The sequence below is a fragment of the Methanomethylovorans sp. genome (assembly GCF_041447285.1).
GTDB lineage: Archaea > Halobacteriota > Methanosarcinia > Methanosarcinales > Methanosarcinaceae > Methanomethylovorans.
Genome location: NZ_JBGMEB010000002.1, coordinates 76,509 through 100,653, shown reverse-complemented (window position 1 = coordinate 100,653; position 24,145 = coordinate 76,509). Strand labels below are relative to the sequence as shown.

The 24,145-nt window shown below is 39.6% G+C and carries 24 protein-coding genes and 1 pseudogene; 17 read left to right on the top strand and 8 right to left on the bottom strand.

Annotated elements, in window-relative coordinates; translation table 11 throughout:
- The first annotated feature begins 118 nt into the window (after positions 1–118).
- From ACC612_RS00710 to ACC612_RS00685, 6 genes are all read left to right on the top strand, one after another.
- Positions 119–988, top strand: coding sequence for a hypothetical protein (locus tag ACC612_RS00710; protein ID WP_371852536.1), 870 nt, complete (start codon positions 119–121; stop codon positions 986–988).
- A 130-nt stretch (positions 989–1,118) separates the two neighbouring features.
- The gene (locus ACC612_RS00705) at positions 1,119–1,631 is read left to right on the top strand and encodes a hypothetical protein (RefSeq protein WP_371852535.1); all 513 of its coding nucleotides are present in this window, start codon (positions 1,119–1,121) and stop codon (positions 1,629–1,631) included.
- Between the two features lie 93 nt (positions 1,632–1,724).
- A complete protein-coding gene (locus tag ACC612_RS00700) occupies positions 1,725–2,360 on the top strand; it encodes a hypothetical protein (RefSeq protein WP_371852534.1) in 636 nt (211 codons plus the stop codon).
- Positions 2,350–2,997 (top strand): hypothetical protein, encoded by a 648-nt coding sequence (locus tag ACC612_RS00695; RefSeq protein ID WP_371852533.1) that lies wholly within the window; start codon positions 2,350–2,352, stop codon positions 2,995–2,997. Before ACC612_RS00700 ends, ACC612_RS00695 begins: the two co-directional genes overlap by 11 nt.
- A gap of 684 nt (positions 2,998–3,681) precedes the next feature.
- The gene (locus tag ACC612_RS00690; protein ID WP_371852532.1) at positions 3,682–4,731 is read left to right on the top strand and encodes a hypothetical protein; all 1,050 of its coding nucleotides are present in this window, start codon (positions 3,682–3,684) and stop codon (positions 4,729–4,731) included.
- Positions 4,732–4,809: 78 nt separating this feature from the next.
- Positions 4,810–5,211, top strand: coding sequence for a hypothetical protein (locus ACC612_RS00685; RefSeq protein WP_371852531.1), 402 nt, complete (start codon positions 4,810–4,812; stop codon positions 5,209–5,211).
- A gap of 50 nt (positions 5,212–5,261) precedes the next feature.
- Here ACC612_RS00685 and ACC612_RS00680 read toward each other — a convergent pair whose 3' ends face one another.
- Together ACC612_RS00680 and ACC612_RS00675 are read right to left on the bottom strand one after the other, a co-directional pair.
- Positions 5,262–6,548, bottom strand: coding sequence for a hypothetical protein (locus ACC612_RS00680; RefSeq protein WP_371852530.1), 1,287 nt, complete (start codon positions 6,546–6,548; stop codon positions 5,262–5,264).
- 98 nt (positions 6,549–6,646) lie between these two features.
- On the bottom strand, positions 6,647–7,465 hold the full coding sequence (locus tag ACC612_RS00675; RefSeq protein WP_371852529.1) for a Dna2/Cas4 domain-containing protein: 819 nt from the start codon (positions 7,463–7,465) through the stop codon (positions 6,647–6,649).
- Between the two features lie 131 nt (positions 7,466–7,596).
- Between ACC612_RS00675 and ACC612_RS00670 the strand changes: the two genes are divergently transcribed.
- The 5 genes from ACC612_RS00670 to cyaB are packed head-to-tail and all read left to right on the top strand — an operon-like array spanning position 7,597 to position 11,522.
- A complete protein-coding gene (locus ACC612_RS00670; protein WP_371852528.1) occupies positions 7,597–8,337 on the top strand; it encodes a helix-turn-helix domain-containing protein in 741 nt (246 codons plus the stop codon).
- A gap of 31 nt (positions 8,338–8,368) precedes the next feature.
- Positions 8,369–9,418: a hydroxymethylglutaryl-CoA synthase gene (locus tag ACC612_RS00665; protein WP_371852527.1), complete on the top strand. Its 1,050-nt coding sequence runs from the start codon at positions 8,369–8,371 to the stop codon at positions 9,416–9,418.
- A gap of 10 nt (positions 9,419–9,428) precedes the next feature.
- Positions 9,429–10,601 carry a thiolase domain-containing protein gene (locus ACC612_RS00660; protein ID WP_371852526.1) on the top strand — a complete coding sequence of 391 codons (1,173 nt, stop codon included), beginning with the start codon at positions 9,429–9,431 and terminating at the stop codon, positions 10,599–10,601.
- A gap of 5 nt (positions 10,602–10,606) precedes the next feature.
- Entirely contained in the window at positions 10,607–10,996 is a 390-nt protein-coding gene (locus ACC612_RS00655) for a Zn-ribbon domain-containing OB-fold protein (protein ID WP_371852525.1), read from the top strand.
- Position 10,997: 1 nt separating this feature from the next.
- On the top strand, positions 10,998–11,522 hold the full coding sequence (gene cyaB / locus ACC612_RS00650; RefSeq protein ID WP_371852524.1) for a class IV adenylate cyclase: 525 nt from the start codon (positions 10,998–11,000) through the stop codon (positions 11,520–11,522).
- Between the two features lie 80 nt (positions 11,523–11,602).
- On the opposite strand, the gene metG is transcribed toward cyaB, so the two are convergent.
- Both metG and ACC612_RS00640 read right to left on the bottom strand, forming a co-directional pair.
- Complete coding sequence (gene metG / locus ACC612_RS00645) at positions 11,603–13,648, bottom strand: methionine--tRNA ligase (protein WP_371852523.1); 2,046 nt, start codon at positions 13,646–13,648, stop codon at positions 11,603–11,605.
- Positions 13,649–13,900: 252 nt separating this feature from the next.
- Positions 13,901–15,109: an ISL3 family transposase gene (locus ACC612_RS00640; RefSeq protein ID WP_371852522.1), complete on the bottom strand. Its 1,209-nt coding sequence runs from the start codon at positions 15,107–15,109 to the stop codon at positions 13,901–13,903.
- 123 nt (positions 15,110–15,232) lie between these two features.
- Here ACC612_RS00640 and ACC612_RS00635 point away from each other — a divergent pair, with 123 nt between their 5' ends.
- Positions 15,233–15,409 (top strand): PLDc N-terminal domain-containing protein, encoded by a 177-nt coding sequence (locus ACC612_RS00635; RefSeq protein ID WP_371852521.1) that lies wholly within the window; start codon positions 15,233–15,235, stop codon positions 15,407–15,409.
- Positions 15,410–16,148: 739 nt separating this feature from the next.
- Here the strand turns inward: ACC612_RS00635 and ACC612_RS00630 are convergent.
- Together ACC612_RS00630 and ACC612_RS00625 are read right to left on the bottom strand one after the other, a co-directional pair.
- Positions 16,149–16,652, bottom strand: a pseudogene (locus tag ACC612_RS00630) (IS1634 family transposase); the annotation flags it as partial.
- A complete protein-coding gene (locus ACC612_RS00625) occupies positions 16,651–17,028 on the bottom strand; it encodes a winged helix-turn-helix transcriptional regulator (protein WP_371852520.1) in 378 nt (125 codons plus the stop codon). The pseudogene ACC612_RS00630 and the gene ACC612_RS00625, both read right to left, overlap by 2 nt.
- A gap of 184 nt (positions 17,029–17,212) precedes the next feature.
- Between ACC612_RS00625 and fae the strand changes: the two genes are divergently transcribed.
- Both fae and sppA read left to right on the top strand, forming a co-directional pair.
- Positions 17,213–17,716, top strand: coding sequence for a formaldehyde-activating enzyme (gene fae, locus ACC612_RS00620; protein ID WP_371852519.1), 504 nt, complete (start codon positions 17,213–17,215; stop codon positions 17,714–17,716).
- Between the two features lie 739 nt (positions 17,717–18,455).
- Positions 18,456–19,529, top strand: coding sequence for a signal peptide peptidase SppA (gene sppA, locus ACC612_RS00615; protein WP_371852518.1), 1,074 nt, complete (start codon positions 18,456–18,458; stop codon positions 19,527–19,529).
- Between the two features lie 64 nt (positions 19,530–19,593).
- On the opposite strand, the gene ACC612_RS00610 is transcribed toward sppA, so the two are convergent.
- Positions 19,594–20,172: a DNA-3-methyladenine glycosylase I gene (locus ACC612_RS00610; RefSeq protein WP_371852517.1), complete on the bottom strand. Its 579-nt coding sequence runs from the start codon at positions 20,170–20,172 to the stop codon at positions 19,594–19,596.
- Positions 20,173–20,294: 122 nt separating this feature from the next.
- Here ACC612_RS00610 and ACC612_RS00605 point away from each other — a divergent pair, with 122 nt between their 5' ends.
- From ACC612_RS00605 to ACC612_RS00595, 3 genes are all read left to right on the top strand, one after another.
- Complete coding sequence (locus ACC612_RS00605) at positions 20,295–20,942, top strand: class I SAM-dependent methyltransferase (protein ID WP_371852516.1); 648 nt, start codon at positions 20,295–20,297, stop codon at positions 20,940–20,942.
- A 70-nt stretch (positions 20,943–21,012) separates the two neighbouring features.
- Positions 21,013–21,747, top strand: coding sequence for a SagB/ThcOx family dehydrogenase (locus tag ACC612_RS00600; RefSeq protein ID WP_371852515.1), 735 nt, complete (start codon positions 21,013–21,015; stop codon positions 21,745–21,747).
- A complete protein-coding gene (locus ACC612_RS00595) occupies positions 21,744–22,022 on the top strand; it encodes a helix-hairpin-helix domain-containing protein (RefSeq protein WP_371852514.1) in 279 nt (92 codons plus the stop codon). The genes ACC612_RS00600 and ACC612_RS00595 overlap by 4 nt, the downstream gene beginning before the upstream one ends.
- Positions 22,023–22,318: 296 nt before the next feature.
- Here ACC612_RS00595 and ACC612_RS00590 read toward each other — a convergent pair whose 3' ends face one another.
- Positions 22,319–24,091, bottom strand: a complete 1,773-nt coding sequence (locus tag ACC612_RS00590; protein ID WP_371852513.1) for a histidine kinase N-terminal 7TM domain-containing protein — start codon at positions 24,089–24,091, stop codon at positions 22,319–22,321.
- Between the last annotated feature and the right edge of the window lie 54 nt (positions 24,092–24,145).

Here is a 24,145-nt window from a genome sequence, read left to right as displayed (position 1 = left end):
GGCAAGGTTATAGTTTGTTTTGATGTTGCTTAAAACTTACGTCTTCTTGCCTCTGGAGTAACGGAAATTAGGTAAGATAATGAATTTGTTTAAAAGAATTAGAATAACTTCGCTTTTAATGGCGATAGTGATGCTGGCCACGTTATTCGTGCCAGCTGTGAGTGCAAAGACTGATGTTTCAAATGTGCCCACTGCTGATAAAAAACAGGTGGTAGTTGAAAATCTGCCTGAAATTGAAGCAATAGAAATGACGGACACCTTGAATGTGATAAAAGTAGGAGATATAGTTATAAGATTTGAATCAAACCCAGAGCATACTGAAGCTGTAATGAGCATTGAAAATACAACTACCGGGGAGAAAGCAATCGTCAATTATGATGTTGAAAAAAAAGAGGGAAAATTCAAAACAAAAGTTTATGTCGATGGGAAGGCCGTTAACACCCTTGATACAGACTATAATCCTCTTGATCCAAGTGCAACTAAAAAGATTCTTTCGGACAATAGCAAGGCAATTGCAAACGGCATAGATGGACAAGTAACAACATCTAAAGCCTCCCCTACTAAATATAAATGGGATGGTGTGAATTTTATCAAAGGTTCGGGCATAAAGTATCCACACCCTGATTACGACAAGTATAGCGGTGAGGTTTGGGATACTTGGAGTATTTCGGGTACACAATTAAAACACTGCCATATATCTGATGATAGCTCTGCAACTATATCTAAAATGACACCAGCCCTTGCTGGAGCTGCAATAGGTGCCTGGGGAGGTATACCTGGAGCACTACTTGGAGCAATATTAGCAGAAGCTATGGGAAACTCTGTATCTGGAGTCCTAGTTGACGAAGAAGGTTGTATATGGTATTGGAAGTCATATAAAGGAGCATATATCTTACTTCCAGTAGTTCTGATTTTTAAAAATGTTCCCAAGTATTTTAGAGTTGCAAATTATGAATTGTGGGATAAAATAGGTATTTCAAATCCATAACTAATTTCATAATTTCAACATAGTTCTGGGTTATATGAGGTAAAATAATAAGTCATCTAATAACCCTTACTTTTTAATTATAGTTACACACTCATGGTTTGTAATTTATGAATGCTAAAATCGCATGGTTGTGAAAAATAGAGATCTGTCGAAAAATATAGAAATATATAAAGCAAAAATTAAAACATATTTTGAGGATATATATATGCCAACTAAAATACATAAAGAAGAAATATATGGTTTGTTGATTGGAATAGTGTGTTGCTATTCGTGGATATTTATGATAATGGATCTAAAAATGAAGTTTTTCTCAACGGATTTAGTAACAAATGGAACTACAATAACCATTGCGTATAACTGGGGCCAGGTTGACAACTGGCTTGAAGCAGGCATTATTCCTTTGTTCTTGATTGCTGGACACTATTTTGCATCTAGTAAGGTCATTTCTGAAAACAAAAAAGTAAAAGAAATAATTGGAATGAAAAGTAGCTTATTGGGCTTTTTTATATGGCTCATCGTAACAATTACAACATTCTTACTTGAAATCAACATGAGCTATAAAATTACCTTAGCAGGAGGGTACATTACAATAGTACTAATATACCTCTTCATGAAAATAAACATTAATAGAAGGTTAGAATAAATCATTGAGAATTTATAATAGTACTAATTCTTAGGCACTCTAAAAATACTCATTTGAACAATAGAAGAGAATTATATTCAAGCGGAGAAATAGATGAATATAAAATTTATAAAATGTCCTGAAGTTTACTTAATTCTTATATCATTTACATTTTTAGCTATGTGGATTCTAGGTACTATATCTTTAGCGTTGGGTTCATTAGTGCATAATTCATTAGTCGCTCTCGAAACATCCAGACAGATATATCTTTTGCTTCTTTACATTTTTTCCATGCTCTTCCCCGCTATTGGGATTATATTATTCACATACACTGTCAAAAAAAGTTCGGCTAGATGGTACTGGGGAATACCACTTTTTATTGCAGTGTTTTTGATTACGTTCCTCAGGGATAATATATATATGGTACAATTCTACAATATTTCTTTTATTTCTGCTTACGATAAGTTGCATGTTTTGGATTCTCAGACTGGAAAAGCCTTTATTTCAATATTTTTTGCCTTATCGTCTTTATTATTCACGCTTTCAGTACCTGAAAATAGAAGAAAAACTATGGTGATGCCACTTAGAATGGCAATCCTTGCTTCTGCTTCGATTATCATTTATAATATAGTGGATTTATCTTCAAAGATATATGTGAGTGAGGCTCAAATATTTGGCATATTGCATGTATTAGGTGTTTTCCTTTTTGGATTATCACTAGTCAGAGTGGCGATTAATTATGACAAATAGACTGATGGAAGCAAGGTGGATAGATAAAACACCAATCAAAAAACCCGGTATATACCTGATACTAATATCATCTGCTTTCTTAGCTATGTGGATCTTGGGAGCTTTATCACTGGCTCAGATCATACGTGAAGATTCCCACCATATATTCCTATTCTATTTGTTGTCTCTGTTTATTCCCTTAGTAGGAATCATATTATTTATGAATAATATAAGAAATAAGTCTCCAAGATGGTATTGGGGAATACCGCTTTTATTTTCACTTGTATTGATTACACTACAAAGAGATATGGGAATCTTGGGTTTTTACTATGGCATCTCTTTTATTGAAAAATATGATACATCAAGTATTTTACGTAATGATGCTCTAGTATATTTCTCTCAACTAGCATTCATAATTTCATCAGCACTATTCACACTTTCAGTTCCAGAAGAAAACAAAGCCAAAATGATAATTCCCTTTAGGATATCGTTGATAACTCTGACTTCGGTCCTAATTTTCATAATAATTAATATCCTAGTGGACTGGAAGATCATAAGTTTCACAACAATACAGAGTAATTTCTGGGGCTTATATGTAGTTGGAATATTTATCTTTGGTCTATCCCTTATTTGGGTTGCATTTAGATATAAAAACTGAAATAATTGAGGTGGTGTAAACGGATAAGTTTGGAAAATCCACCTAACTCCTTAAAATACTATGACAGAATGAAAAACATTTAGAATCATAGAGGGGAGAACATAAAAGATCATGATGCAGTGGACTCTTTCTTTGCCGTATAGTACTGGTGCATGGCGGAGGTCATCTTGCTCATGGTGTTGTGGTTTATCTGTGTGGTACTATTTTAGTGCTTTCATGGGAGAATAGAAAAGTTAGTGCCATATTTTTTCATGAATATATTAAAAATGTTATACCCAGTAGATAATGGAGCTAATGCGCAGAGGAAAGAGTTAGGAGCTTAAATGTTCTCAAGAAAATTAGCATGCATTAGACACTGAATAAATCGTTACACAAAGAATACAATAAGTATAGTTTCAGATATTATTGCACTATCTGATTCTTAATGAAAAAGAAGGGGTGATTTTTTTCCCTATATGCAAAAATGATTTGCAAACACGTTAACTATATAACATATCACAAATATTGTGCTTTGTGTAAGGGGTTCAGAGATCTTGACGGAACACTTGAACCCCCTACTGCCCAAAGGCAAGGTTATAGTTTGTTTTGATGTTGCTTAAAACTTACGTCTTCTTGCCTCTGGAGTAACGGAAATTAGGTAAGATAATGAATTTGTTTAAAAGAATTAGAATAACTTCGCTTTTAATGGCGATAGTGATGCTGGCTACGCTATTTGTGCCAGCTGTGAGTGCAAAGGCGGATGTATTTACCGCAGAAGAAAAATCAGAAGTTGATACTCTCGATGATGTGAACATAAACTATACTGAAACCCAATTACAGGACATGTACAAAAAATATAATATTACTAATAATGACTTGAAATTTGCTAATAATGAGTTACCCAACTATTTAGAAGAGACAATTCTTGACAGTGATTTAAGGGTGATAGCAAGTGAGACTGGAGAAGCCCCAGAGAATCTAAAACAAGGAGAAGATTATGATATCCTCATAACTGAGAAAGAAATGATCTCCATAATAGAGGAAGCAAGAACTAAATACATCCAAAAGTATGGAGTAGACCCAAACAACCCAAAAGTGGATGTAGTTAATGGCGTTGCTTTACCTAGGGAAAAAGTAAAAAAGCTTGTTAGAAATAATCAGGAATCAGTAGAGAGTGAATTATTCACCTTTGGTAAATCACTAATAAGTACCGAGGATTCTACTAAAGCATTCCAGTCTGTTTATAGAAATCCTCGAAAAATTAACGGTAAAATAGAAGTGCATATTTTTCCTGCAAAGGATACTAGCCATAAACCCACTGAAGCATACTCTCAAGATACGACAAATGCCTTGATTAGATTCCAAACTTTTAGTGTTACAATGACCCGTTTTTGGCATTATAATTACTGGGATGCGAGTGATGTAAACGAAGAATCAAGTCTTCTTCTCAACGACCTTGAAGAAGATACTACTTGGGTAATTAATGCCAATAACGACATTGTAGTTGGCTGGGTGAAAACTATGGGTAATAATGGAATAGCATGGAGACCAGGGTCATTTTCAGTTTGTGGAACTAGAGCATGGGGTATCGATTGGCCACACGACAGTATAGTTCAGCATGAAGTATCTCACAATTTTGATGCGAATGATCATTATACTGTAGATTGTATTATGGATTATGAAGATGCCTATTCAGGAGTAGATACTTGGTGTGGAAACTGTAGAAATATAGTGAGGAATGGAATACTCAATTGAAGATCTAACCTTTTCTAATTTCATAGAGGATAATTGGCATACGCAGAGCATCCTCTTCCTATTTATTGAGGTATACAAATGAAACATGAAAATAGAGATATATACATTGCCGGATTAGTAGTTCTCATTTTAATTAGCTTTTTAATGACCGTGCCTTTCCTTCTCGTTGGCCCACCGGTGCCACTCTACTCGATTCAGAATGGGGATTCTATTAACCATACGATTAATATTGAAATTATCATTTTGAATAAGATACCCATACATAAAAATGAATATCATCTAACACCTATGGAAGAAGTAGTCAAGGACAAAAGCATGCTTTCACTGTTATATTTACCACTTATAGGAGACAAATGTACCATAAAAACTACTCTTGATTCCAATCCATCTGAAATTAGAGAAGTGACATTAGGCATCTGGGAAATGCCACATATTTCCATAATAAATTCAACTATTAATATTGCATATAGTGTTGTTTAAGCATCGCGTGATAAGCTGTAAGGATCATTGGGGATGGAATTTCTCACACATCAATATTCTATCTCAATATCCTTCTCGAAAAGCCCTTTGATCTCCATGCTCAGACCTGATCTTAAAAGCTCCGATTCTTCTGTGAGAGTGTCGAAGTGCTTCTTTTCTGTATCACAATCTTCCTCTGTGGTCTTCAGCATGTGCTCATCACGAGATATTTGCTTTACAAGCTCTTCTTTGTCCCTGTAAACGCTCAGACTGTTCAACTCGTTCATTGCACTTTCAAGCTGTATTGAATATTCTTTTCTCTTTTCTCTTAGAGATGACAGGTCTTTGGAATTGTGCAGTTTCTCTACCTGTTGCATGGCTTTTTCACACATCTGATCTTTAAGGCCAAGACTTCCGTTCTCTATCCTAGGTTTGACCTCGGCAAAAAAAGAATCAAGATCATGCTCAAGAGCAGAAGCAGGGTCGTGCGTGATCTTTTCAAGAATTTGCCTGTGTTCAGGAGAGAGCACACATATCTCACTTTTATCCTGTTTTTCCATTCTGGAGAATACCTTGGACAGAGGGGAGAATAATCTCTGAATATTGTGATCTACATCCGATAAGATCTCTTTAAGAGAGATGACTTCATCTTCAAGTTGTTTTGCCCTTTCAAACTCCCGGCTGTTTTCGAGTTCATTGAGGTGGTTCTTAGCATCAATGATATCTTTTTTCATTGAACTTATACGGGATTCAAAATGCTCTACTTTAGTCCTACTTTCCTGAATATGCTTTTTCATCCGGTTATAGTTCCCGATCTCTTCAGAAAACTTATCAAAGGAATCCATTCTGGCTTTCTTGTCCCTAAGAGCCTCTAATAACCCATGTACTGGGTCTTCAAGCTTTGATAGTGCAGAGATGATATTCTCTGACTCCTCGGGGTAGATGGCTTTGATATAAAGCTGACTTCGGTGTGTATTTTCCAGAACAGTTTTAAGAGTGGATTTGGCAAGTATACAGAATTCAAAAGCACTCTGAAGAGAAGCATCCTCAGGAATTACCACTTTTTCAAGGAGAGAACGCAGGTTATTGACTATATTATCCCTGTTGGCATCCCCTACCTTCTCCACTCTCTTATTAGCATTTTCAACAACCTCGGCAGAAAGTAGGCTTTCTATGACCCCAGGTATCTCATTGAGTGAATTATGAATCTCTTTGTACTTTTTGAGGATAAAGGGTTTCAGTTCATTGAACTCTTTTTCAGATTCATCTGAGATGAACTGAGGAATCTCATCGATCTTCAACTTAAGAGAAAGATTTTCTGCCTTCTTCTTCCCAAAAAGCTTGTCAATGAATTTCATGTTCTTACCAAAAAAAGTGAATTCTGATACAGATTATGGATGGCATTGATTGCATATAAGTAAGATGGGAACACAAAAAAAGAAGATCTGATCGAAGATCAGAAGAACTTAGACACAAGGGATGATTTTACATCACAGCTTTCGAGATATTCACAGTCATGACACAAAGGTACCTCTTTTCTTTCCGGCAGGAAACCTTCTTTGATCTTCTTTATGTTACTGCATACTCCAAGAACCTGTCTTCTGTCGTTTGCTCTTATTTTTACAGGTCTTATGCAACCAGATCTCGAATAAATAACAATTCCATCATCTATAGATCTATTATGAATCTCCTGCGCAAGCATTGAAAAGGCAGTCAGATGAAGCCGGTCATCTGCCCATACTCCATATTCCGGGCACTTGCCAGTTTTGACGATAACCGGAACCTTCGATCCTTCAAGTTCAACTACACCCGCAGGTATTCCGGAAACTTTCATTTTTGACCCAAATAGCACAGGCTGCACTTCCATGCCGCACAACGCCTTTGCCAAAGATACATTGCTTGCATCCTCAAGCAGCTCTGCCACATTAAGGGCAACATCTCCAAGGCAGGCATTTACTTTTTCAATGGCTCCAGATACTGTTTCTTCTGAAACCCCTTCAAGATCAGAAGCATATATGATGCTCAATTCAGTACATACTTCATTGAATACGCTTTGGATTTTGTCTTTCTTGTCATCGGCTTTTGACGAAACATACCCTAAAAGCTGTGGATATCTCAATCCAAGTTCCTTAAGGAGAAGATGCTCAACAAAGGAAACATTATCCTTCGGCTTTGTTTTTTGAGCACGCTTTGAATAGTATACTTTTCGTGGACACTTTAGATACAATACTATGTCAGAGACGTTTGTGTTTTGTTCAGCGTTATTAGAAGACATGTATATATAATATAAGAAATTTTTAATATAAATAAGTAGATACAACTTTGGTTGATGGTTTCCTTTTGTTCGTCAATCAACGATTTGACGTTCGTTAAATATATATAAGTATGCCTCGTTTAGAATATGAAATGGCTGACAATGCATCTCGTGAGAATATACGCCAACGTCTCGCAGAAAAGATGGCCGGTGAAATAACACTTTCAGAGAAACCAGGCGAAGCTCTGAAAAAATGGAGGTTAAACTTCGAGATTCCTCAGACGGACCTGTCAAGCTACCTTGGAGTATCCCCTTCAGTTATAAGTGACTATGAAAGTGGAAGGAGAAAATCCCCGGGTACGCTGATAGTAAGCAGGATCGTAGAGGCGCTACTGGAAATAGACTCACTGAGAGGCGGACAGAAGATACATTCCTATGAAAGTATACTTTTTTCAGATCTCACATCAAGAGCTGTCTATGCAACCTACGAGTACACATTTCCTATGCAACTTGCCAAACTGGCGAGCCTGATAGAAGCTGATTTCGTAAACAGGGGTATAGAAAAACCCCTATATGGATTTACAGTAGTTGACAGCCAGAAAGCCATTCTCGAACTTTCATCACATGAGTTTCAGAAACTTTATGGATGGAGTACCGAAAGAGCTTTGATATTCACAAAAGTGACAACCGGAAAATCGCCACTTGTAGCCATAAGGGTCACAAATCTGAAGCCAGGAGCAGTGGTAATACACGGACTTAGAGGCAATGAACTGGATCCCATGGCAAAAAAGATGGCAGAGATAGACAGGTTGCCTCTTTTAGCCACCACAATGGATCTTGACCAATTGATCGAGAACCTTAAAAAGTATAGTCAGTACCACGTAATGGAATAACACTTATATAATATCTAATATCGGTGAAAAAATGAGTGCAGGGATAATCTCATACGGAGCCTATATCCCAAGATATAGGATTAAAGTGGACGAGATCGCCCGGGTTTGGGGCGATGATGCCAACAGCCTGAAATCAGGTCTTATGGTATACGAAAAATCATTACCTGATTTTGATGAGGACGCAGCTACAATTGCAGTAGAAGCTGCAAGGAATGCAGTAAAGAGATCAGGAATCGATGCCCAGAGGATAGGAGCAGTATACACAGGATCCGAAAGCCATCCGTATGCTGTAAAACCTACCAGTACCATTGTTGCAGAAGCTGTGGAAGCTACTCCCGTCCTGACAGCGGCAGATTATGAATTTGCCTGCAAGGCAGGAACTGCTGCCATACAGACATGTATGGGACTTGTGCAGTCCGGAATGATAGACTTGGGATTGGCAATAGGATCTGATGTTGCACAGGGAGCACCTGGCGATGCACTGGAATACACTGCTGCTGCCGGAGGTGTAGCCTTTGTAATAGGCAGCAAGGAGTCAGAATTTGTAGCAGTCATTGAAGACACATACTCTTTTACCACTGATACACCTGACTTCTGGAGAAGAGAAGGCATGCCATATCCAGAGCATGGAGGACGCTTCACCGGAGAACCAGGATACTTTAAGCACGTAACAAATGCAGCAAAAGGATTGCTTGCAAAAATGGGTACAAAACCAGAAGATTATGATTATGCTGTGTTCCACCAGCCAAATGGTAAATTCCCATCCCGTGCAGCATCCATGCTGGGTTTCAGCAAGGAACAGATAAAACCAGGCCTTGTAGTTCCAAAGCTTGGTAACACATATTCAGGATCATGCATGATGGGAATTGCTGCAACTCTTGACCAGGCAAAACCCGGGGACAGGATCTTTGCCACTGCTTTTGGATCAGGTGCCGGTGCAGACGCTTTTAGTTTCACAGTAACTGACAAGATAGAAGAGATACGCAATAAAGCCCCTACTGTACTGGAGCTTCTGGCAGATCCAATATACGTGGATTATGCAACATATGCCAAGCATAAGGGAAAAATAAGACTGGCATGAGGTGAGAAAAATGAGAGACGTAGCAATTATTGGTATAAAGACCACCAGATTTGGAGAAAACTGGGATGTTTCCTTAAGGGACATCATTACCGAAGCCGGTGTCGGTGCGTTGGAAGATGCCAGAGTTACCGGAGAAGAGATCGACGCGATCATAGTAGGTAACATGAGCGGTGGCCAGTTCATAGAACAGGAACACATAGGCGCTTTAATAGCAGACTATGCGGGACTTGCAAAGGAACTCCACGTGCCGGCAACCCGTGTGGAAGCTGCCTGTGCTTCCGGAGGATTAGCCCTTAGACAAGGTATACATGCAGTAGCATCCGGATACGAGGATATAGTAGTAGCTGCCGGCGTAGAAAAAATGACGGATATCTCCTCCTCAAGTGCATCGACTGCCCTTGCAGCCGCCGCAGACAGAGAATGGGAAGGCATAATGGGAGCAACTTTCCCTGGGCTCTATGCCATGATAGCAAAATTACATATGCATAAGTACGGCACTACCAGCGAACAGCTGGCACAGGTAGCTGTAAAGAACCACGCTAACGGCATTCATAACCCCATAGCACAGTATCGGAACAATATAACCGTAGATAATGTTCTGAAATCCATTATGGTTGCTGATCCGCTGCACATATTCGATTGCTCGCCCATTACAGACGGTGCAGCAGCGGTAATACTTGCACCTGCAGATATTGCCCACAAATATACTGATACACCAATTTACGTAAAAGCCACAAGTCAGGCCAGCGATACCATTGCTCTTCACGACCGCAGGGACATCACAACCCTGGATGCTAGTGTAGAAGCAGGTAAAAGAGCCTTCAAGATGGCTAAACTCACACCCAATGATATAGACCTGGTGGAAGTACACGATTGCTTCACCATTGCAGAGATCTGTGCTATTGAAGACCTTGGCTTTGTCAAGAAAGGAGAAGGTGGCAGATTCACCGAAGAAGGAAACACAGCTATCGGAGGCAAGATACCTGTGAACACATCAGGTGGACTTAAATCATGTGGACACCCCGTTGGTGCCACGGGTATCAAGCAGGCTGCGGAAATAGTCGAACAGTTGCGCGGAGATGCCGGAAAACGCCAGGTGGACGGAGCCGAGATTGGTATGACCCATAATGTTGGAGGTTCTGGTGCCACTGCTGTAGTACACATATTTTCGAGGGACAGGTGATCACGATGTCAGTACCGAGATTCTGGAGAAAACAGGTTGCCAGGTATAACCTGATAGGTACCCACTGCACTAACTGTGGAGCATACTACTATCCGCCCCGCAACATGTGCCCCACATGCCGACGTGATGGTAAACTGGAAAACTTCAAGTTTAGTGGAAAGGGAGAAATTCTTACATATACAGTAATCCACACTGCTGCCGAGGGTTTCGAGAAACAGACACCTTACGTGCTTGGCATCGTGAAACTTGAAGAAGGACCAAGCCTCACCAGCCAGATCATAGGTGATCCGGCATCCATGAAGATAGGCATGAAAGTAAGACCCGTGTTCAGGAAGCTTGGCCAGAGCGGCGAGAAAGGCATGATATATTACGGCACCAAGTTCGTGCCTGAGTGAAATGATAGAGATAGAAGTAAAAGCCCGGGCAAGCCACATTTCACTTCGTGAGAAACTTGCCTCTATGGGTGCAAAGCCGGAAGGTATCCAGAAACACCTGGATACCTATTATAACTCTCCTGTGAGAGATTTTTCAGAAACAGACGAAGCATTGAGGATACGCTCTGTGGATGGAAGATCTGTGCTCACATATAAAGGAAAAAAGCTTGATTCCGTTTCCAAGACCCGTCCGGAATTCGAAACCGAAGTAGAAGGTGACAGCGCAAGGAGTATTCTTGTAGCCCTTGGTTTTTTTGAATCGGGGATAGTCCGTAAGAGAAGAGAAATCTTCAGCTGTCAAGGTATGACCATTGCTCTTGATTCAGTTGAAGGGCTTGGAGAATTCATCGAGGTTGAGAAACAGGCTGAAAGTAACATTGAAGAGCACCGCGAAGAGATATTTAGATTTCTTGAAACATTAGGCATCCGAAAGGAAGACTCCATAAGAACATCTTACCTTGAGATGGTGCTTGAAAAGAAGGAATAAAGAATTAGCAACAGGTGCAATTACAAATGCACCTGTGTACAGACTCCTAATTTGGAGTTAGATTTTTGATTTTTGATCCTTTATCTGACAATAGATCCTGGTTTCATTTCCTTGTCAGGAGTCAGCAGAGACACACGTTCGCCTGCATCAGCTGCCAATAGCATGCCCTGAGACTCCACACCACAAAGTTTTGCAGGCTGGAGATTTACAAGAACGTTGACGATCTTGCCCACAAGTTCTTCCGGCTGATAATAATCCGCAAGACCTGCAACTATCTGCCTGGGCTTTGGTTCACCGACATCGACCATCAGTTTTAGCAGTTTCTTGGATTTCTTTATCTTCTCTGCACTAAGGACCTTACCGACACGGATATCCACCTTTGCGAAATCCTCGTAGGTAATCTGGTCTTTCAGAGGAACTACCACAGGTTCCTCTTCGATTATACCTGCTTCCTTTGCAAGAGCTTTGCGTACCCTCTCATTGGAAATGGCAGTCATCTCATCGATCTTGGCATCTTCGATCTTATCAAAGAGAATGCTGGGGTTGGAAAGCTTTGTACCTGCTACGACAGGCACCAGAGCTTCTTCATATCCTGCTGTATGCACATCTGAGTCCATACCTATCTGTTTCCAGGCGATCTCCATCTTTTCAGGAAGGGTTGGTTCGAACAGGAGGATCAATGCCTTTGCTATCTGTATGCAGTTTGCCAGCACTTCAGCACATGCTTCCTTATTCTCTTTAATTAGCTTCCATGGTTCATTGGACTGGAAATAGGAGTTGCCGAAAGAAGCCAGTGCCATAGCAGTATCAATGGCCTTCTTGAACTCGAATTCATCCATTGCAACTGTGACCTCATTAATGGTGGACCTTATCTTTTCCATTATCTCAGGTGATATCTTGCCTGCCGGAATCTCTCCGAAGTTCTTGAAATCGAACAGTAGACTGCGATAAAGGAAATTACCCAGCACAGCCACAAGCTCAGTGTTTATCCTTTCCTGGAATACCTTCCATGAGAAATTGACTTCCTTGGTATGGGATGTGTAACTTATCAAGTAATATCTCAGCAAATCAGCATGGAAACCATGGTCCAGGTAATCCTCCTGTACCCACACAACATATCCGCGGCTCTTGGAGAATTTCTTGTCTTCGATCTTCACCATGCCTGAAGACACCACTGCCCAGGGTTGGCTGTAATCGGCACCCTTGAGCATGGCAGGCCAGAATATACAGTGGTGGTAGATGATATCTCCACCAATGAAATGGACAATAGGACAATCACCTTTCCAGAACTTCTCCCAGCTTTCGTTATTCGCCTTAGCCCATTGCTCTGTGAAGGCAATGTAACCGATAGGTGCATCCACCCATACATACACAACAAGATCATCGTGACCCGGGAACTTCACACCCCATTCCAGTGTCCTTGTGATACACCAGTCGGTAAGCTCCTGTTTCACCCAGCCAAGGGCATAGTTTCTGGCATTGGAAGTGCCTTCGAGATGTTCCAGGTGTTCCAGCAGAAAGTCCTTGAATTCGGAAAGCTTGAAGAAGAAATGTTCCTGTTCCTTATATTGTGCAGGACCACGGCAAATGGTGCATGCAGGTTCTTTAAGCTCCCCGGGTTCCAGGTGTTTACCGCAACCCTGGTCACATTCGTCCCCTCTTGCATTCTGGCCGCAGTGAGGACAGACGCCTGCCACATATCTGTCAGGAAGAAAACGGTCACATGCGGGACAATATGCTATCTCGATTACCTTTGGATAAACATATCCTTTTTCAATAAGCCGGTTAACGATATCCAGCGTACGGTTGTGATTTTCCGGATCATCTGTTGTTCCAAAGGCATCGAACGTGACACCCATGGACCCGAATACCTCATAAAAATGCTTATGGTATATTTCCACAAGCTCTTTAGGGGTCATCTTCAATTCTTCTGCATTCACAACTATAGGCGTTCCATGCGTATCTGAACCGCAAATGAAAGTTACTTCTTTCCCACGTTTTTTCAGGGATCTCACATAGATGTCCGCAGGAATGTACGTTCGCAGATGGCCTACATGGGCTTTGCCGTTAGCGTAAGGAAGGCCGCATGTAACAAGTACAGGTTTATCTTCAGGTAGTTTTGACATGTATGATCTCCGAAATGATATGAGCAGTATATCAGATCCTTATTGAATAGATTTACTTGATGAGGATAGAATGCTATTATAAAATATATTACGCTTGGGTTCTGTAGAAATTATCATGAAAACATCAGCATCAAAATAACCATATAGAACACAGAATTCACAGATAAGAAGATTGAGTGTACATAAGTATAGGGAATTTGTGACAAAGTTACAACTGCCTAATAGAAAAAACATGTATAAAAATGGCTCTCTTCAACATCGTGTGGGTAGTGTCAATTTTCCCGCCATCAGATAGATCATCGTATTCCTGTATTTTTCCGTCTTTAGACCATAAGATCTTTTAAAAGCGGTTTTAATTTTATTGTTTAGCCCTTCTGCAACTCCATTGTTTAGACCATTCTTCATTGCTTCAAGAATCCCTTGTGCATGTTTTTTGATTGCTTTTGACACTGAAATTATCTCCGGGATATTGCTATGGGTTCCCCAATAATGCCATTTATCAAGATATTCCCTTGCTACTGATATCTCTTTTATTTTCCACAATCTTTGAAGGGCCAATCTAAACTGGTATGCCTTAGCAGTTTTTGTATCAAGGTTCTTGATAGATTCCATGATTACGTTTTCTTTTTCTGACAATCTCTCAGGGTTCTTTAACCACATAAACCTGGTATTCTTAAGAACATGGTTTTCTTTTGATTCAGTTCTTCTTACTCTATCAACTGAATCATTCATCATCTTTATCACATGGAACTTATCAAAAACGATCGTAGCTTTTGGGAAATATTCCCTGGCCCCACTTTTGAATGCAGGATACATATCCATAGATATGTATTGGATCTGTTCATGATCTACCTTGCCAGCGATCTCTGTTCTGAATTTTTGGAACACATCCTTCCTTTTTCCATTTTCGATGTGTATGACCCTTGCTTCTTCCATATCATAGAACAAAGTGACGTAGTTATGGCCCTTTTTAACAGCTATCTCGTCTACTCCGACCGTTTTAAGATCTGATATATCTCTTTCCTCTTTTGCTTTGTCTACATAATGACTGAGTATTCTCCACACTGAATCCTCATGAATATGTACTATATCAGCTACGGAAGCAACTGACATTTCTTTGCACATAGCAACGATCAATGCTTCAAAGAACAAGGTAAACCCCGTGTTCTGTCTGGTCCATGGAAGATCGGTCAACTTCACACCATGTCCATTACACTTTATTCTGGGAACCTTTGCATGAAGATAGGTTTCGTAATGGAAGAAATCCAGGTGTCTCCATACTCTTTCTTTTGTATCATGAATAGGGCACAATTCATTACATACAGGACAGAGGAATTTACTTCCTTTTATAAAATCAAGGTAAATATCCATCCTTTTCTCAGAAGTATCGAGGTTTAGTTCTTTTACAAACCAGGGAGGTGTTATTCCCAGAGCAAGTTGAATGAGGTCTTTGTCTTCCATTAAAAAGGGTTTAGATGAAATAACATATTAACTTACCCACTCAATGTTGTGGAGATCCATAAAAATTAAGCAACTCTTATATAATAATATTGAATTAGTATAATATAGAGAAGTGATTCAAAGATGATAGAAACAATATGGGGCCTTATTGTATTGATTTCTGTTATCTGGGTTTTATATGATGTATTAACCCAGAACAAGGGTCTGAGTACTGTAATGAAAATTGTGTGGATACTTGCAGCACTTATATTTGGTATCCTTGGGGCCATTGCTTATTATTTCCTTGGAAAGAAAGGATGAAGATTAAAAAATATGATTTTTTTGGCTTTGTAGAAATGCTCTAAATTCAATCAATTATGTAAATCAGTAAAATTTCTATATGTCATCCTGAATCATGATTATTCCCTTAAAATATGGTCTATGGATAGTGATTTTAATAGGATTCCTACAGAGCCGAAAAATCTCACATTCACCAAGAAAATGAGATCGAAAAAGCAACTCAAGAAAGAGATGTTTTTCATAGTGAAAAGGTTTTGATAAACTGCTTATTTGTGTTGCTGAAGCTGAAGAAACCAACGAAAACATTGACAACTAAAAGATAACAGTTGATTAAAAGAGTTAATAAGATGGCCACAAGGTTTACCTGCTACAATGAAGTTTATTGGATCGGTTTTTAATCCGTCCTGAGTGCGCTTCCCTTTCCATCTTACGCGTTACTCAAGCTTGTTACGGGTTACGCGTTATTGAAGCTTTTACGGGATCAGATATTAATCCGTATTAAATGCGCTTCATTCTACATCTTACGCGTCAATGAAGCCTGTTACGGGATCGGGTTTCAATCCGTCCTGAATGTACTTCATTCTACATCTTGTGCCTCAATGAAGTTTGTTAATGGATCAGATTTTACTCCGTCCGGAATGCGCTTCATTTCACAGTTTATTCCCTTATGACCAATTTATAATATGTAAGTAATGAGATAAAACACTGGCGTTTAGATCACTGTGAGTTATTCAATGAGATGATTTCCAAATTCTAAACAGTGTCTATAGATCAGACCTTCCGCAGATGTCTCCTTAGAAAGGGTCAGTGTTTGAGGAACTCTGGTGATCCATTTCATGCTTTCTCCCATCGATCTTATGTTATCCTCAGAATAGAAAGCACTGTCAGCTATGTAATAAACATCATCAGGAAAAGTTATGTTTTCCTTAAGTCGTTTCATGGCTTTGATTATGCTCTCCTTGTCTGAAGTGTTACCCGAATAAGCCTTTGTGAATAATGGAATCACACATTGATTCGTGATCATTCCCAATCCAAAACGTTTTAAGTCATCTCTTTTGTCTTTGGCATGACCATAAGTTATCTCAATTGTAGATCCATCACCGCTATGTTCATAATTGCCGTAAACACTGAAATTCGTGGTATCACAATGCAGTAGTTGAGTTTTTAGATTGATCTTCCCCCTCATTTTCAGGGAGAGTTTCATGAAAAGCTGAGTTGGATTAACATCATGAATACTATCCAATGTCCTACCTAGAACTGTTTCAATCTTCGATGCCCAATATTTCTTTGGTCAGCTCATAGCTATGTTCTGTACATTCAGGAGCAGATTCATCAACACATTCATTATAAGCAAATCCTGAGATCTCATAAAGCAGTTTGTTCAAATTCCTACCTTTGCTTGTTAGGTGATATTCTATAGTTAAAGGTGTCTTAGAGACGATTACTTTTTCTATAAGCTCATCTTGTTCCAGCTGATGCAATTTCTCTGATAGGACCTTGCTGCTAAGTTTTGGGTTATTCTTCAAAAAATCATTGAAGTGTTTGCTTCCGCAGAACATATCTCTTATAATGTTAAGAGTCCATTTCTTGCTTATTATTTTGATCGCTTTATCTATAGGGCTGCATTCTAATTTTCCCATGAATTCTCACCTGATTACTAATTGGTTAGCTTAAGTATTTAAATTACTATTAGTAATTAGGGTGTGCAAGACGATATTGTAGAAAACCTTTCATACATAATCCAAAATCCATGAATGTTCGAACCATCTGAACTTGAGCATTCAATGTGGGTATTTCTACAAAGTCCAAAAGGAGAAAATCAACATGGCAAAAATAACACAGAGTCTTATTGGAGAAGCATTGGTAGGAGAAGGACCTGAAGTTGCACACATCGATCTTGTTATCGGTACAAAGGGAAGTGCAGTTGAGAACGCATTCATGAACGCACTTGCAAACCCACAGCGTGGCCATTCCCCATTACTTGCAGTACTCGAACCAAATGTTATGCCAAAACCAGCAACACTTCTGGTGAACAAGGTAACCATCAAGAACGTAGCCCAGGCTTCCCTGATGTTCGGACCTGCACAGGCAGCTATTGCAAAAGCTGTAATGGACAGTGTAGCTGACGGGGTTATTCCAAAAGAAGAAGCAGAGAATCTTCTTGTCATTGTTTCAGTATTTCTCGAGTGGGATGCAACAGACAAGGAAAAGATCTACGAGTTCAACTACAAAGCAACAAAGCTTGCAATAAAGCGCGCTATCGACGGAACTCCAACAGTTGATGAGGCACTTGCAAAGAAGGACACTGCAGAGCACCCATTTGCTTAAAAAAGATTTCCTGCGAGCAAAATCGCAGGATGCTTATCTTTTTGAATTCAAAACAATGACTTAGTTTTCTATATATTTTTTGGAGCTAACATGGAAATCAACAATCAAATTTCTTATGGGATTTATTCCAAATTGATTTTTTGTGTAGTTATATTTGAACTTTCAGGGCACCTTATATCCCATAGCTGAGTGCTTAAAGGATCCATAATAACCAATGATCTTTGGTATTGGTTCTTTAGCTCAGTAGCGCAGAGCTTTGAAGAAAACCTGCAATCAATAAAAAAGGGCTTATAAGGACATGGTGATAAAATTAAAATATATTATAGAATGGTTTTGCACTTCATGACCATTCTTATAGTATGCACCTTATTAGGATACCTATCTCATGATTTATTGAAAGAAATATATGCAGGTATTTTTGCTGGAATTGGATTTGTTTTAGCAGAACATTTTATTAAGTTTTGACGCTTCCACGGTACTCTGCACTCCTGTTTCTCATGAAAAAGCTATGAAGAGATTCTAGTTTTTATTTGGATGATAGGGCCATAAGTCCTTAGTAATTAATTGATAGATATTTGCTTACTACATGAGGAAATGTAGCCGAAATCCAGACAATATTGTTGATATTGTGTCAGAAACATTCCAGACATCTTGAAATTATATAAAACCCGCGTTTAATTAGTCAAGATAAGTATTTCAATGTTCATGTACATTCTCTTGCCAAGAAGGTATAATCCAGATGAATCCTGAAGATGTGGCAAATAGTCCCGATACAACTTATGGGGAAGAAACACCGGCCATGGAGAATGATCCTTATTCAGCAGGAAAAGTGGAAAGGGATGCTCCGATAAGCGGAACTTCGGCCTATACCCGAAATACACCTCCGCCTATGGCACCCCGTAAAAGCAGATGGAAAATGTACCTGTTGCTGGCAGGATTTCTTGTTATCCTCATTGTCGCAAGCCTTGCAGCCATCATGGGTACGTTCGATGGCAATCTGTATTCCACAGGTGATAAGATAGCAGTGATCTACGTGGAAGGCTCAATTGTTTCCGGCAGCATATACAATGGATTGGGATATGCCACTCCTGACGGGATAAATGAGAATATCCGTAAGGCTGTAGAAGATGAAAGCGTAAAAGCTATCGTATTAAGGGTAGATAGCCCCGGAGGCTCGTCAACTGCGGGTGAGGAGATATATGAAGAAGTTAAAAGAGCTCATGAAGAAGGTATGCCTATAGTGATATCCATGGGTAACGTAGCTGCCAGTGCAGCATACCATATATCAGTACCTGCTGACGTGATAGTGGCAAACCCTTCTACGATGACGGGTAGCATAGGTGTGATATGGACCTTTGAGAACATGTCTGCTTACTATGACCAGGAAGGAATAGAATTCCATGTAGCTAAATCCGGAGAATTCAAGGATATGGGAGGCTCATGGAGAGGCCTCTCTGACGAGGAAAAGGAATACGCCGACAGTGTAATAATGGAAGTTTACGATACCTTCGTGACAAATGTCGCAGAAGGCCGTAATATGTCCGTAAGTGAAGTCAAGGATATTGCAGACGGCAGAATATACACTGGCAAAAAGGCAAAGGAACTGGGCCTTGTGGATGAACTTGGAAATTTCTATGATGCTATTGAGATTGCCACGGAACTGGCTGGCATAGAAGGAGAGCCTACCGTAGTATATATGAACAAGCCTTCCCTTTCAAGCCTGTTATTCGGCTCAGAATCCGGAACTTCGAACTTATCTCTTGAAACAGCATTAGAACGGTATGAGAAGAACCCGTACGGGTATTTGTCCTAAGGGAACTGGACAAATATCCTTGTATTTCTATATAGTTCATCCTTAAAACAGAATAAAGAGATGGCTATTTTCGTTCAAGCTCCCTGCATTGCTCATGCCTGAAACAATCCACAACATGATCATTGACCATGCCTACTGCCTGCATGAACGCATAGACCATTATCGGACCCACGAAACTGAAACCTCTTTTTTTCAGGTCCTTACTTACCTTTTCTGCAATTTCGGTCTTTGAAGGAATCTCTGCCAGCGATGTCCATGAGTTCTGCACTGGCCTATGGTTCACAAAGCCCCATATGTAAGCATCAAAAGAACCGAATTCATCCCTCACTTTTTTGAAAGCCCGGGCATTATTAATGGCAGACCGCACCTTAAGTTTGTTGCGGATTATGCCTTCGTTCTTAAGCAGATCCTCCACTTTTGCATCATCATAGACTGCAACCTTCTCATGATCAAAATTATCAAATGCCTTCCTGAAATTATCCCTTTTTTTGAGGATCGTTTCCCAGCTTAAGCCTGCCTGTGCACCTTCCAGCACAAGAAATTCAAAAAGTGACCGGTCATCGTGTATCGGCACGCCCCACTCCTCATCATGGTATTTAAGAGCAAGATCACTGAAAGAAGCCCATTCACATCTTACTGGCATAAGAGGTGGATTTATGCTATAGAATATTTATTTTACTGATGTTTTTTGGTTATTAGTTTATAAACGTGCAGATGAAAAAGAATCCATAGAGGATTTATTTGATGTTCTGTTAAGAGGCTGGAATGAAAACATCGTTCGATCTGCACGCACTGGAATACGATTCCTGGTATGATGAGCACAGTAAAGTGTTCGATTCTGAGCTGGCGGCTATAAACAAAGTGCTGGGACATATCCATCCGGAACAAAGGTCCATCGAGATTGGAGTAGGTACTGGCAGATTTGCTGAGGGCCTGCATATCACCTATGGTTTAGATACTTCCATAGAAATGCTTAAAATAACCAGGGAACGAAAAATAATTTGCACACAGGCTGTGGCTGAAAACTTGCCTTTCAAGGAGAAAAGCTTTGATATTGTTCTGATGGTCACTGTAGCCTGCTTTCTGACCAACCCGCATCAAGCATTCTCTGAGGTTTACAGGATACTAAAACCAGATGGCAGACTTGTCCTGGGAATGATAGACAGGAACAGTGAACTTGGAAAGACATATGAGAAAAAACAACAGGAAAATAGGTTTTACAGATATGCAAGATTCCGTTCAGTAGAAGAAATCTCCGAATTCCTCCATGAAGCATGTTTAAGAGAAGTTACTACAGTCCAGACACTTTTTAGACCACTTGGAATGATAGAAAATGCTGAACCCGTAAAATATGGTTATGGAGAAGGAGGATTTGTGGTTATTAGTGCAATCAAGGAAAAACATGACAGTTGATAAGTACTCAAAGATCAATATATCAATAAGGATTTGAGTACACTAAAATATGCAATAAGGGGAGTATGAAATGCAAGAGATAGGTAAAGATTTCATGAAATTGACAAGGTTCCAGTACCTTGCAAAAGCACCACAAACAGAAGGATATCCTCAGCCACCTCTGCAAAAGGATCCAGATGATGCTCTAGAGATAATAGAACTACCTAATCCGGATACTGTTCATGTCAAAGACATGAATTTAAGGCGTGCCATCGAACATCGTACCAGTGTGCGCAGCTATTCTGATAAGCCCCTTACACTTAACGAACTCTCATACCTCCTGTGGTGTACACAGGGAGTGAAAGAAACTATAGAGAATGTTGTCACTTTCAGGACTGTGCCCTCGGCAGGAGCAAGGCATGCACTGGAAACATACTTGTTGATCAACAATGTGGAGGACCTTGAGCCCGGATTGTATAGATTCCTTGCTATAGGGCATAAACTGCTCCAATTAGATATTGAGACCGACATGGCAAAAGAGATTACAGAAGCCTGCCTGGGACAGGATTTTGTAAAGAAAAGCGCAGTGACTTTCATATGGACAGCTTTTGCATACAGGATGAAATGGAGATACGGCGAGAGAGGGTATCGTTACCTGCACCTTGATGCTGGCCATGTATGCCAGAACCTGTACCTGAGCGCAGAAGCCATTGATTGCGGGGTTTGCTCCATAGGAGCATTTCTGGATGATGACATGAACGAACTTCTGGATATTGACGGTGAGCATGAGTTTGTGATCTATATTGCCACAGTAGGAAAGAAATGAAAGATGGGAACAAGATAAGAGTTCTCATGGAATTGCAGGTTATTCCGGGTGTAGGTGAAAAAACTGCAGAGGATCTCTGGGAATTGGGTATTCGTTCCGTCAAAGATCTAAAGGGGAAAGACCCTGAAGAACTCTACCTGAGACTCTGTGATAATGCAGGAATGAAGATAGACAGGTGCATGCTCTATGTCTTCAGGTGTGCAGTGTATTATGCATCGAATGAGGAGCATGATCCACAGCTTCTGAAATGGTGGAACTGGAAGGATAATAAATAGTGTTCCCGGAAAACATCAATAAATCGACACCTTTTGCCTTAAGTTCTATATTCCTTCAATCAAGGACCAATTGATCAAAGGAATAAAACCTTTATCTATTGTTGGGCCGGATCACATTTCCATATCCCGATCAAATGTGATAAATTTACTGAAGGATAACATTATATGTTTTCTACATTAGTGATCTTCACGTATGTTTCTAGGTTCCAGATGAAATTCCAACTCAGGGTAATACTATTAATCAGGTAATTGAACACCTGAATATGAAAATAGGATCAATGCCTGTAGTTATAGGGTTAAACTATACTGGGTTGAACAATGGGTATGTCAAAAGAGAATTTAGAGCCTTTACCTACCTCGCTCTGCACCCATATCCTGCCGCGATGTAATTCAACCAATTCTTTGGTCAATGCAAGTCCAAGCCCAGTACCCTGATACTTGCGACCGTAAGATGAATCCAGTTGCGTGAATGGCCTGAAAAGTTTCTTCTGATCCTCCACAGATATGCCTATGCCGGTGTCAATAATAGAGATACGTACCATGTTTTCTACTATACTTATATTAATGTCGATTTCCCCTCCTTCAGGTGTGAACTTGATAGCATTTCCAAGCAAATTGTACATGATCTGTTTTAGTTTAGCCTCATCAGCCACTAAAATATTCACGTCTTTGTCCCTTTGTACTCTTAAAATTAGTTGCTTTTTCCTTGAAAGGGACTGCATAGTCCCTAGTATTTCTGCCATAAGTGGTTCAATGTAGATCTTCTCAGGAGAAAATTCCATCCTACCGGCTTCTACTTTTGCTATGTCAAGTATTCCATTGATAAGGTTAAGCAGGTGTTTTCCACTATTAGAGATGTACTGAAGACAATGATCCTGTTTTGGAAGAAGCTCCCCTAGATCTCCTTCCAACATGACATCAGAAAAACCAATTATGGAGTTCAGAGGTGTCCGCAGTTCATGGCTCATATTGGCAAGGAATTCACTCTTTGTGCGGCTTGCAGCCTCTGCAATAACCTTAGCCTGAAGCAAGGATTCTTCCAACTGTTTACGATCAGTGATATCCTTTATGATAACCATCTGACCCATTGTGTTACGATGTTTATCATGCAATGTAAGGAATGTAATACTAAACCAGAAATCAGAACCTTCAATTTCCTCTAGGACCTCTATATCATTTCTCTCACCGGTATCAGGTTTTCTTTTTAAAAGATTACACCATGGTTCAGACAATTCCGATACATGTGTTCCTATTTCCTTTGGTTTTATGTAACAACTATTCACAGCAGAATCATTATAATCCACAATTCTCTGCTCCGTATCAAAAACTATGACACTTTCAGGCAGATTCTCAAAAAGCAGACTGCGAGCCAGAGGGGTAAGATTGAACAATTTGTATCGTGTAAATCCTATAAATATAATGATCGCACTCAATGTGAGGGAAAAAGGAAATGGATCAATACCCCAGGGAAACATTCCAGCCAAATAGATTAAAAGGGTTAAAAGGGGGACGGAGGAGCCGATTATTACAATGGCAATTTGTTTACGGAAAACCGGAAGTGTTCCTGGCAGCATACTGAAAAGTAGAATCAGACCAAGGACAATGCAGATGAAAGTATATGAAAAATGTACCCAGTACCATACACCTGGATCAAAGTCTAACACTGGAAAGATACCATCATAATTTATGTAATATGTTTTGTGGAACAATGTATGATATTTTGTGGTGAAAACAAGTAGAACCGTTGTGATGGGAATTACCAGAAATAAGGCCAATAAAGGCATTGGCAATAAGTTTTTTTTACCACTATAGTTCACTATGAACAACAGAAAGAATAAAGGTACAAAAGGAATTCCGATATATTCTAGCTTATAAAACAGAATGAATGTTTGAAGATTAGTGGAAGAAATCTCAAGTCCATAAAAAAATGAATAAATTGCTATGGAACCCAGAAGCAGGGGCATATATTTTGAACCTGGAGTTGTTTTGTAGTCTTTTGAATAATAGAGAATAATACAGACAATGATGCACGATGTGAATACAGGGATGGAGTAAGCATTAAAATACATCTTCACTTCCTCATTGTCAATAAAAAACTCGTTCACTGAAGGTTATTCCTGTCA

Bases quoted from the DNA above. Each gene is read 5' to 3' on its own strand.
- ACC612_RS00590 (WP_371852513.1), bottom strand. From the start codon at position 24,091: ATGTATTTTAATGCTTACTCCATCCCTGTATTCACATCGTGCATCATT.
- ACC612_RS00660 (WP_371852526.1), top strand. From the start codon at position 9,429: ATGAGAGACGTAGCAATTATTGGTATAAAGACCACCAGATTTGGAGAA.
- metG (WP_371852523.1), bottom strand. From the start codon at position 13,648: ATGTCAAAACTACCTGAAGATAAACCTGTACTTGTTACATGCGGCCTT.
- ACC612_RS00625 (WP_371852520.1), bottom strand. From the start codon at position 17,028: ATGGGAAAATTAGAATGCAGCCCTATAGATAAAGCGATCAAAATAATA.
- ACC612_RS00700 (WP_371852534.1), top strand. From the start codon at position 1,725: ATGAATATAAAATTTATAAAATGTCCTGAAGTTTACTTAATTCTTATA.
- ACC612_RS00610 (WP_371852517.1), bottom strand. From the start codon at position 20,172: ATGCCAGTAAGATGTGAATGGGCTTCTTTCAGTGATCTTGCTCTTAAA.
- ACC612_RS00675 (WP_371852529.1), bottom strand. From the start codon at position 7,465: ATGTCTTCTAATAACGCTGAACAAAACACAAACGTCTCTGACATAGTA.
- ACC612_RS00595 (WP_371852514.1), top strand. From the start codon at position 21,744: ATGAAAGATGGGAACAAGATAAGAGTTCTCATGGAATTGCAGGTTATT.
- ACC612_RS00710 (WP_371852536.1), top strand. From the start codon at position 119: ATGGCGATAGTGATGCTGGCCACGTTATTCGTGCCAGCTGTGAGTGCA.
- sppA (WP_371852518.1), top strand. From the start codon at position 18,456: ATGAATCCTGAAGATGTGGCAAATAGTCCCGATACAACTTATGGGGAA.
- ACC612_RS00695 (WP_371852533.1), top strand. From the start codon at position 2,350: ATGACAAATAGACTGATGGAAGCAAGGTGGATAGATAAAACACCAATC.
- ACC612_RS00680 (WP_371852530.1), bottom strand. From the start codon at position 6,548: ATGAAATTCATTGACAAGCTTTTTGGGAAGAAGAAGGCAGAAAATCTT.
- ACC612_RS00605 (WP_371852516.1), top strand. From the start codon at position 20,295: ATGAAAACATCGTTCGATCTGCACGCACTGGAATACGATTCCTGGTAT.
- ACC612_RS00640 (WP_371852522.1), bottom strand. From the start codon at position 15,109: ATGGAAGACAAAGACCTCATTCAACTTGCTCTGGGAATAACACCTCCC.
- ACC612_RS00665 (WP_371852527.1), top strand. From the start codon at position 8,369: ATGAGTGCAGGGATAATCTCATACGGAGCCTATATCCCAAGATATAGG.
- ACC612_RS00690 (WP_371852532.1), top strand. From the start codon at position 3,682: ATGGCGATAGTGATGCTGGCTACGCTATTTGTGCCAGCTGTGAGTGCA.
- ACC612_RS00635 (WP_371852521.1), top strand. From the start codon at position 15,233: ATGATAGAAACAATATGGGGCCTTATTGTATTGATTTCTGTTATCTGG.
- ACC612_RS00600 (WP_371852515.1), top strand. From the start codon at position 21,013: ATGCAAGAGATAGGTAAAGATTTCATGAAATTGACAAGGTTCCAGTAC.
- ACC612_RS00685 (WP_371852531.1), top strand. From the start codon at position 4,810: ATGAAACATGAAAATAGAGATATATACATTGCCGGATTAGTAGTTCTC.
- ACC612_RS00655 (WP_371852525.1), top strand. From the start codon at position 10,607: ATGTCAGTACCGAGATTCTGGAGAAAACAGGTTGCCAGGTATAACCTG.
- ACC612_RS00670 (WP_371852528.1), top strand. From the start codon at position 7,597: ATGGCTGACAATGCATCTCGTGAGAATATACGCCAACGTCTCGCAGAA.
- fae (WP_371852519.1), top strand. From the start codon at position 17,213: ATGGCAAAAATAACACAGAGTCTTATTGGAGAAGCATTGGTAGGAGAA.
- cyaB (WP_371852524.1), top strand. From the start codon at position 10,998: ATGATAGAGATAGAAGTAAAAGCCCGGGCAAGCCACATTTCACTTCGT.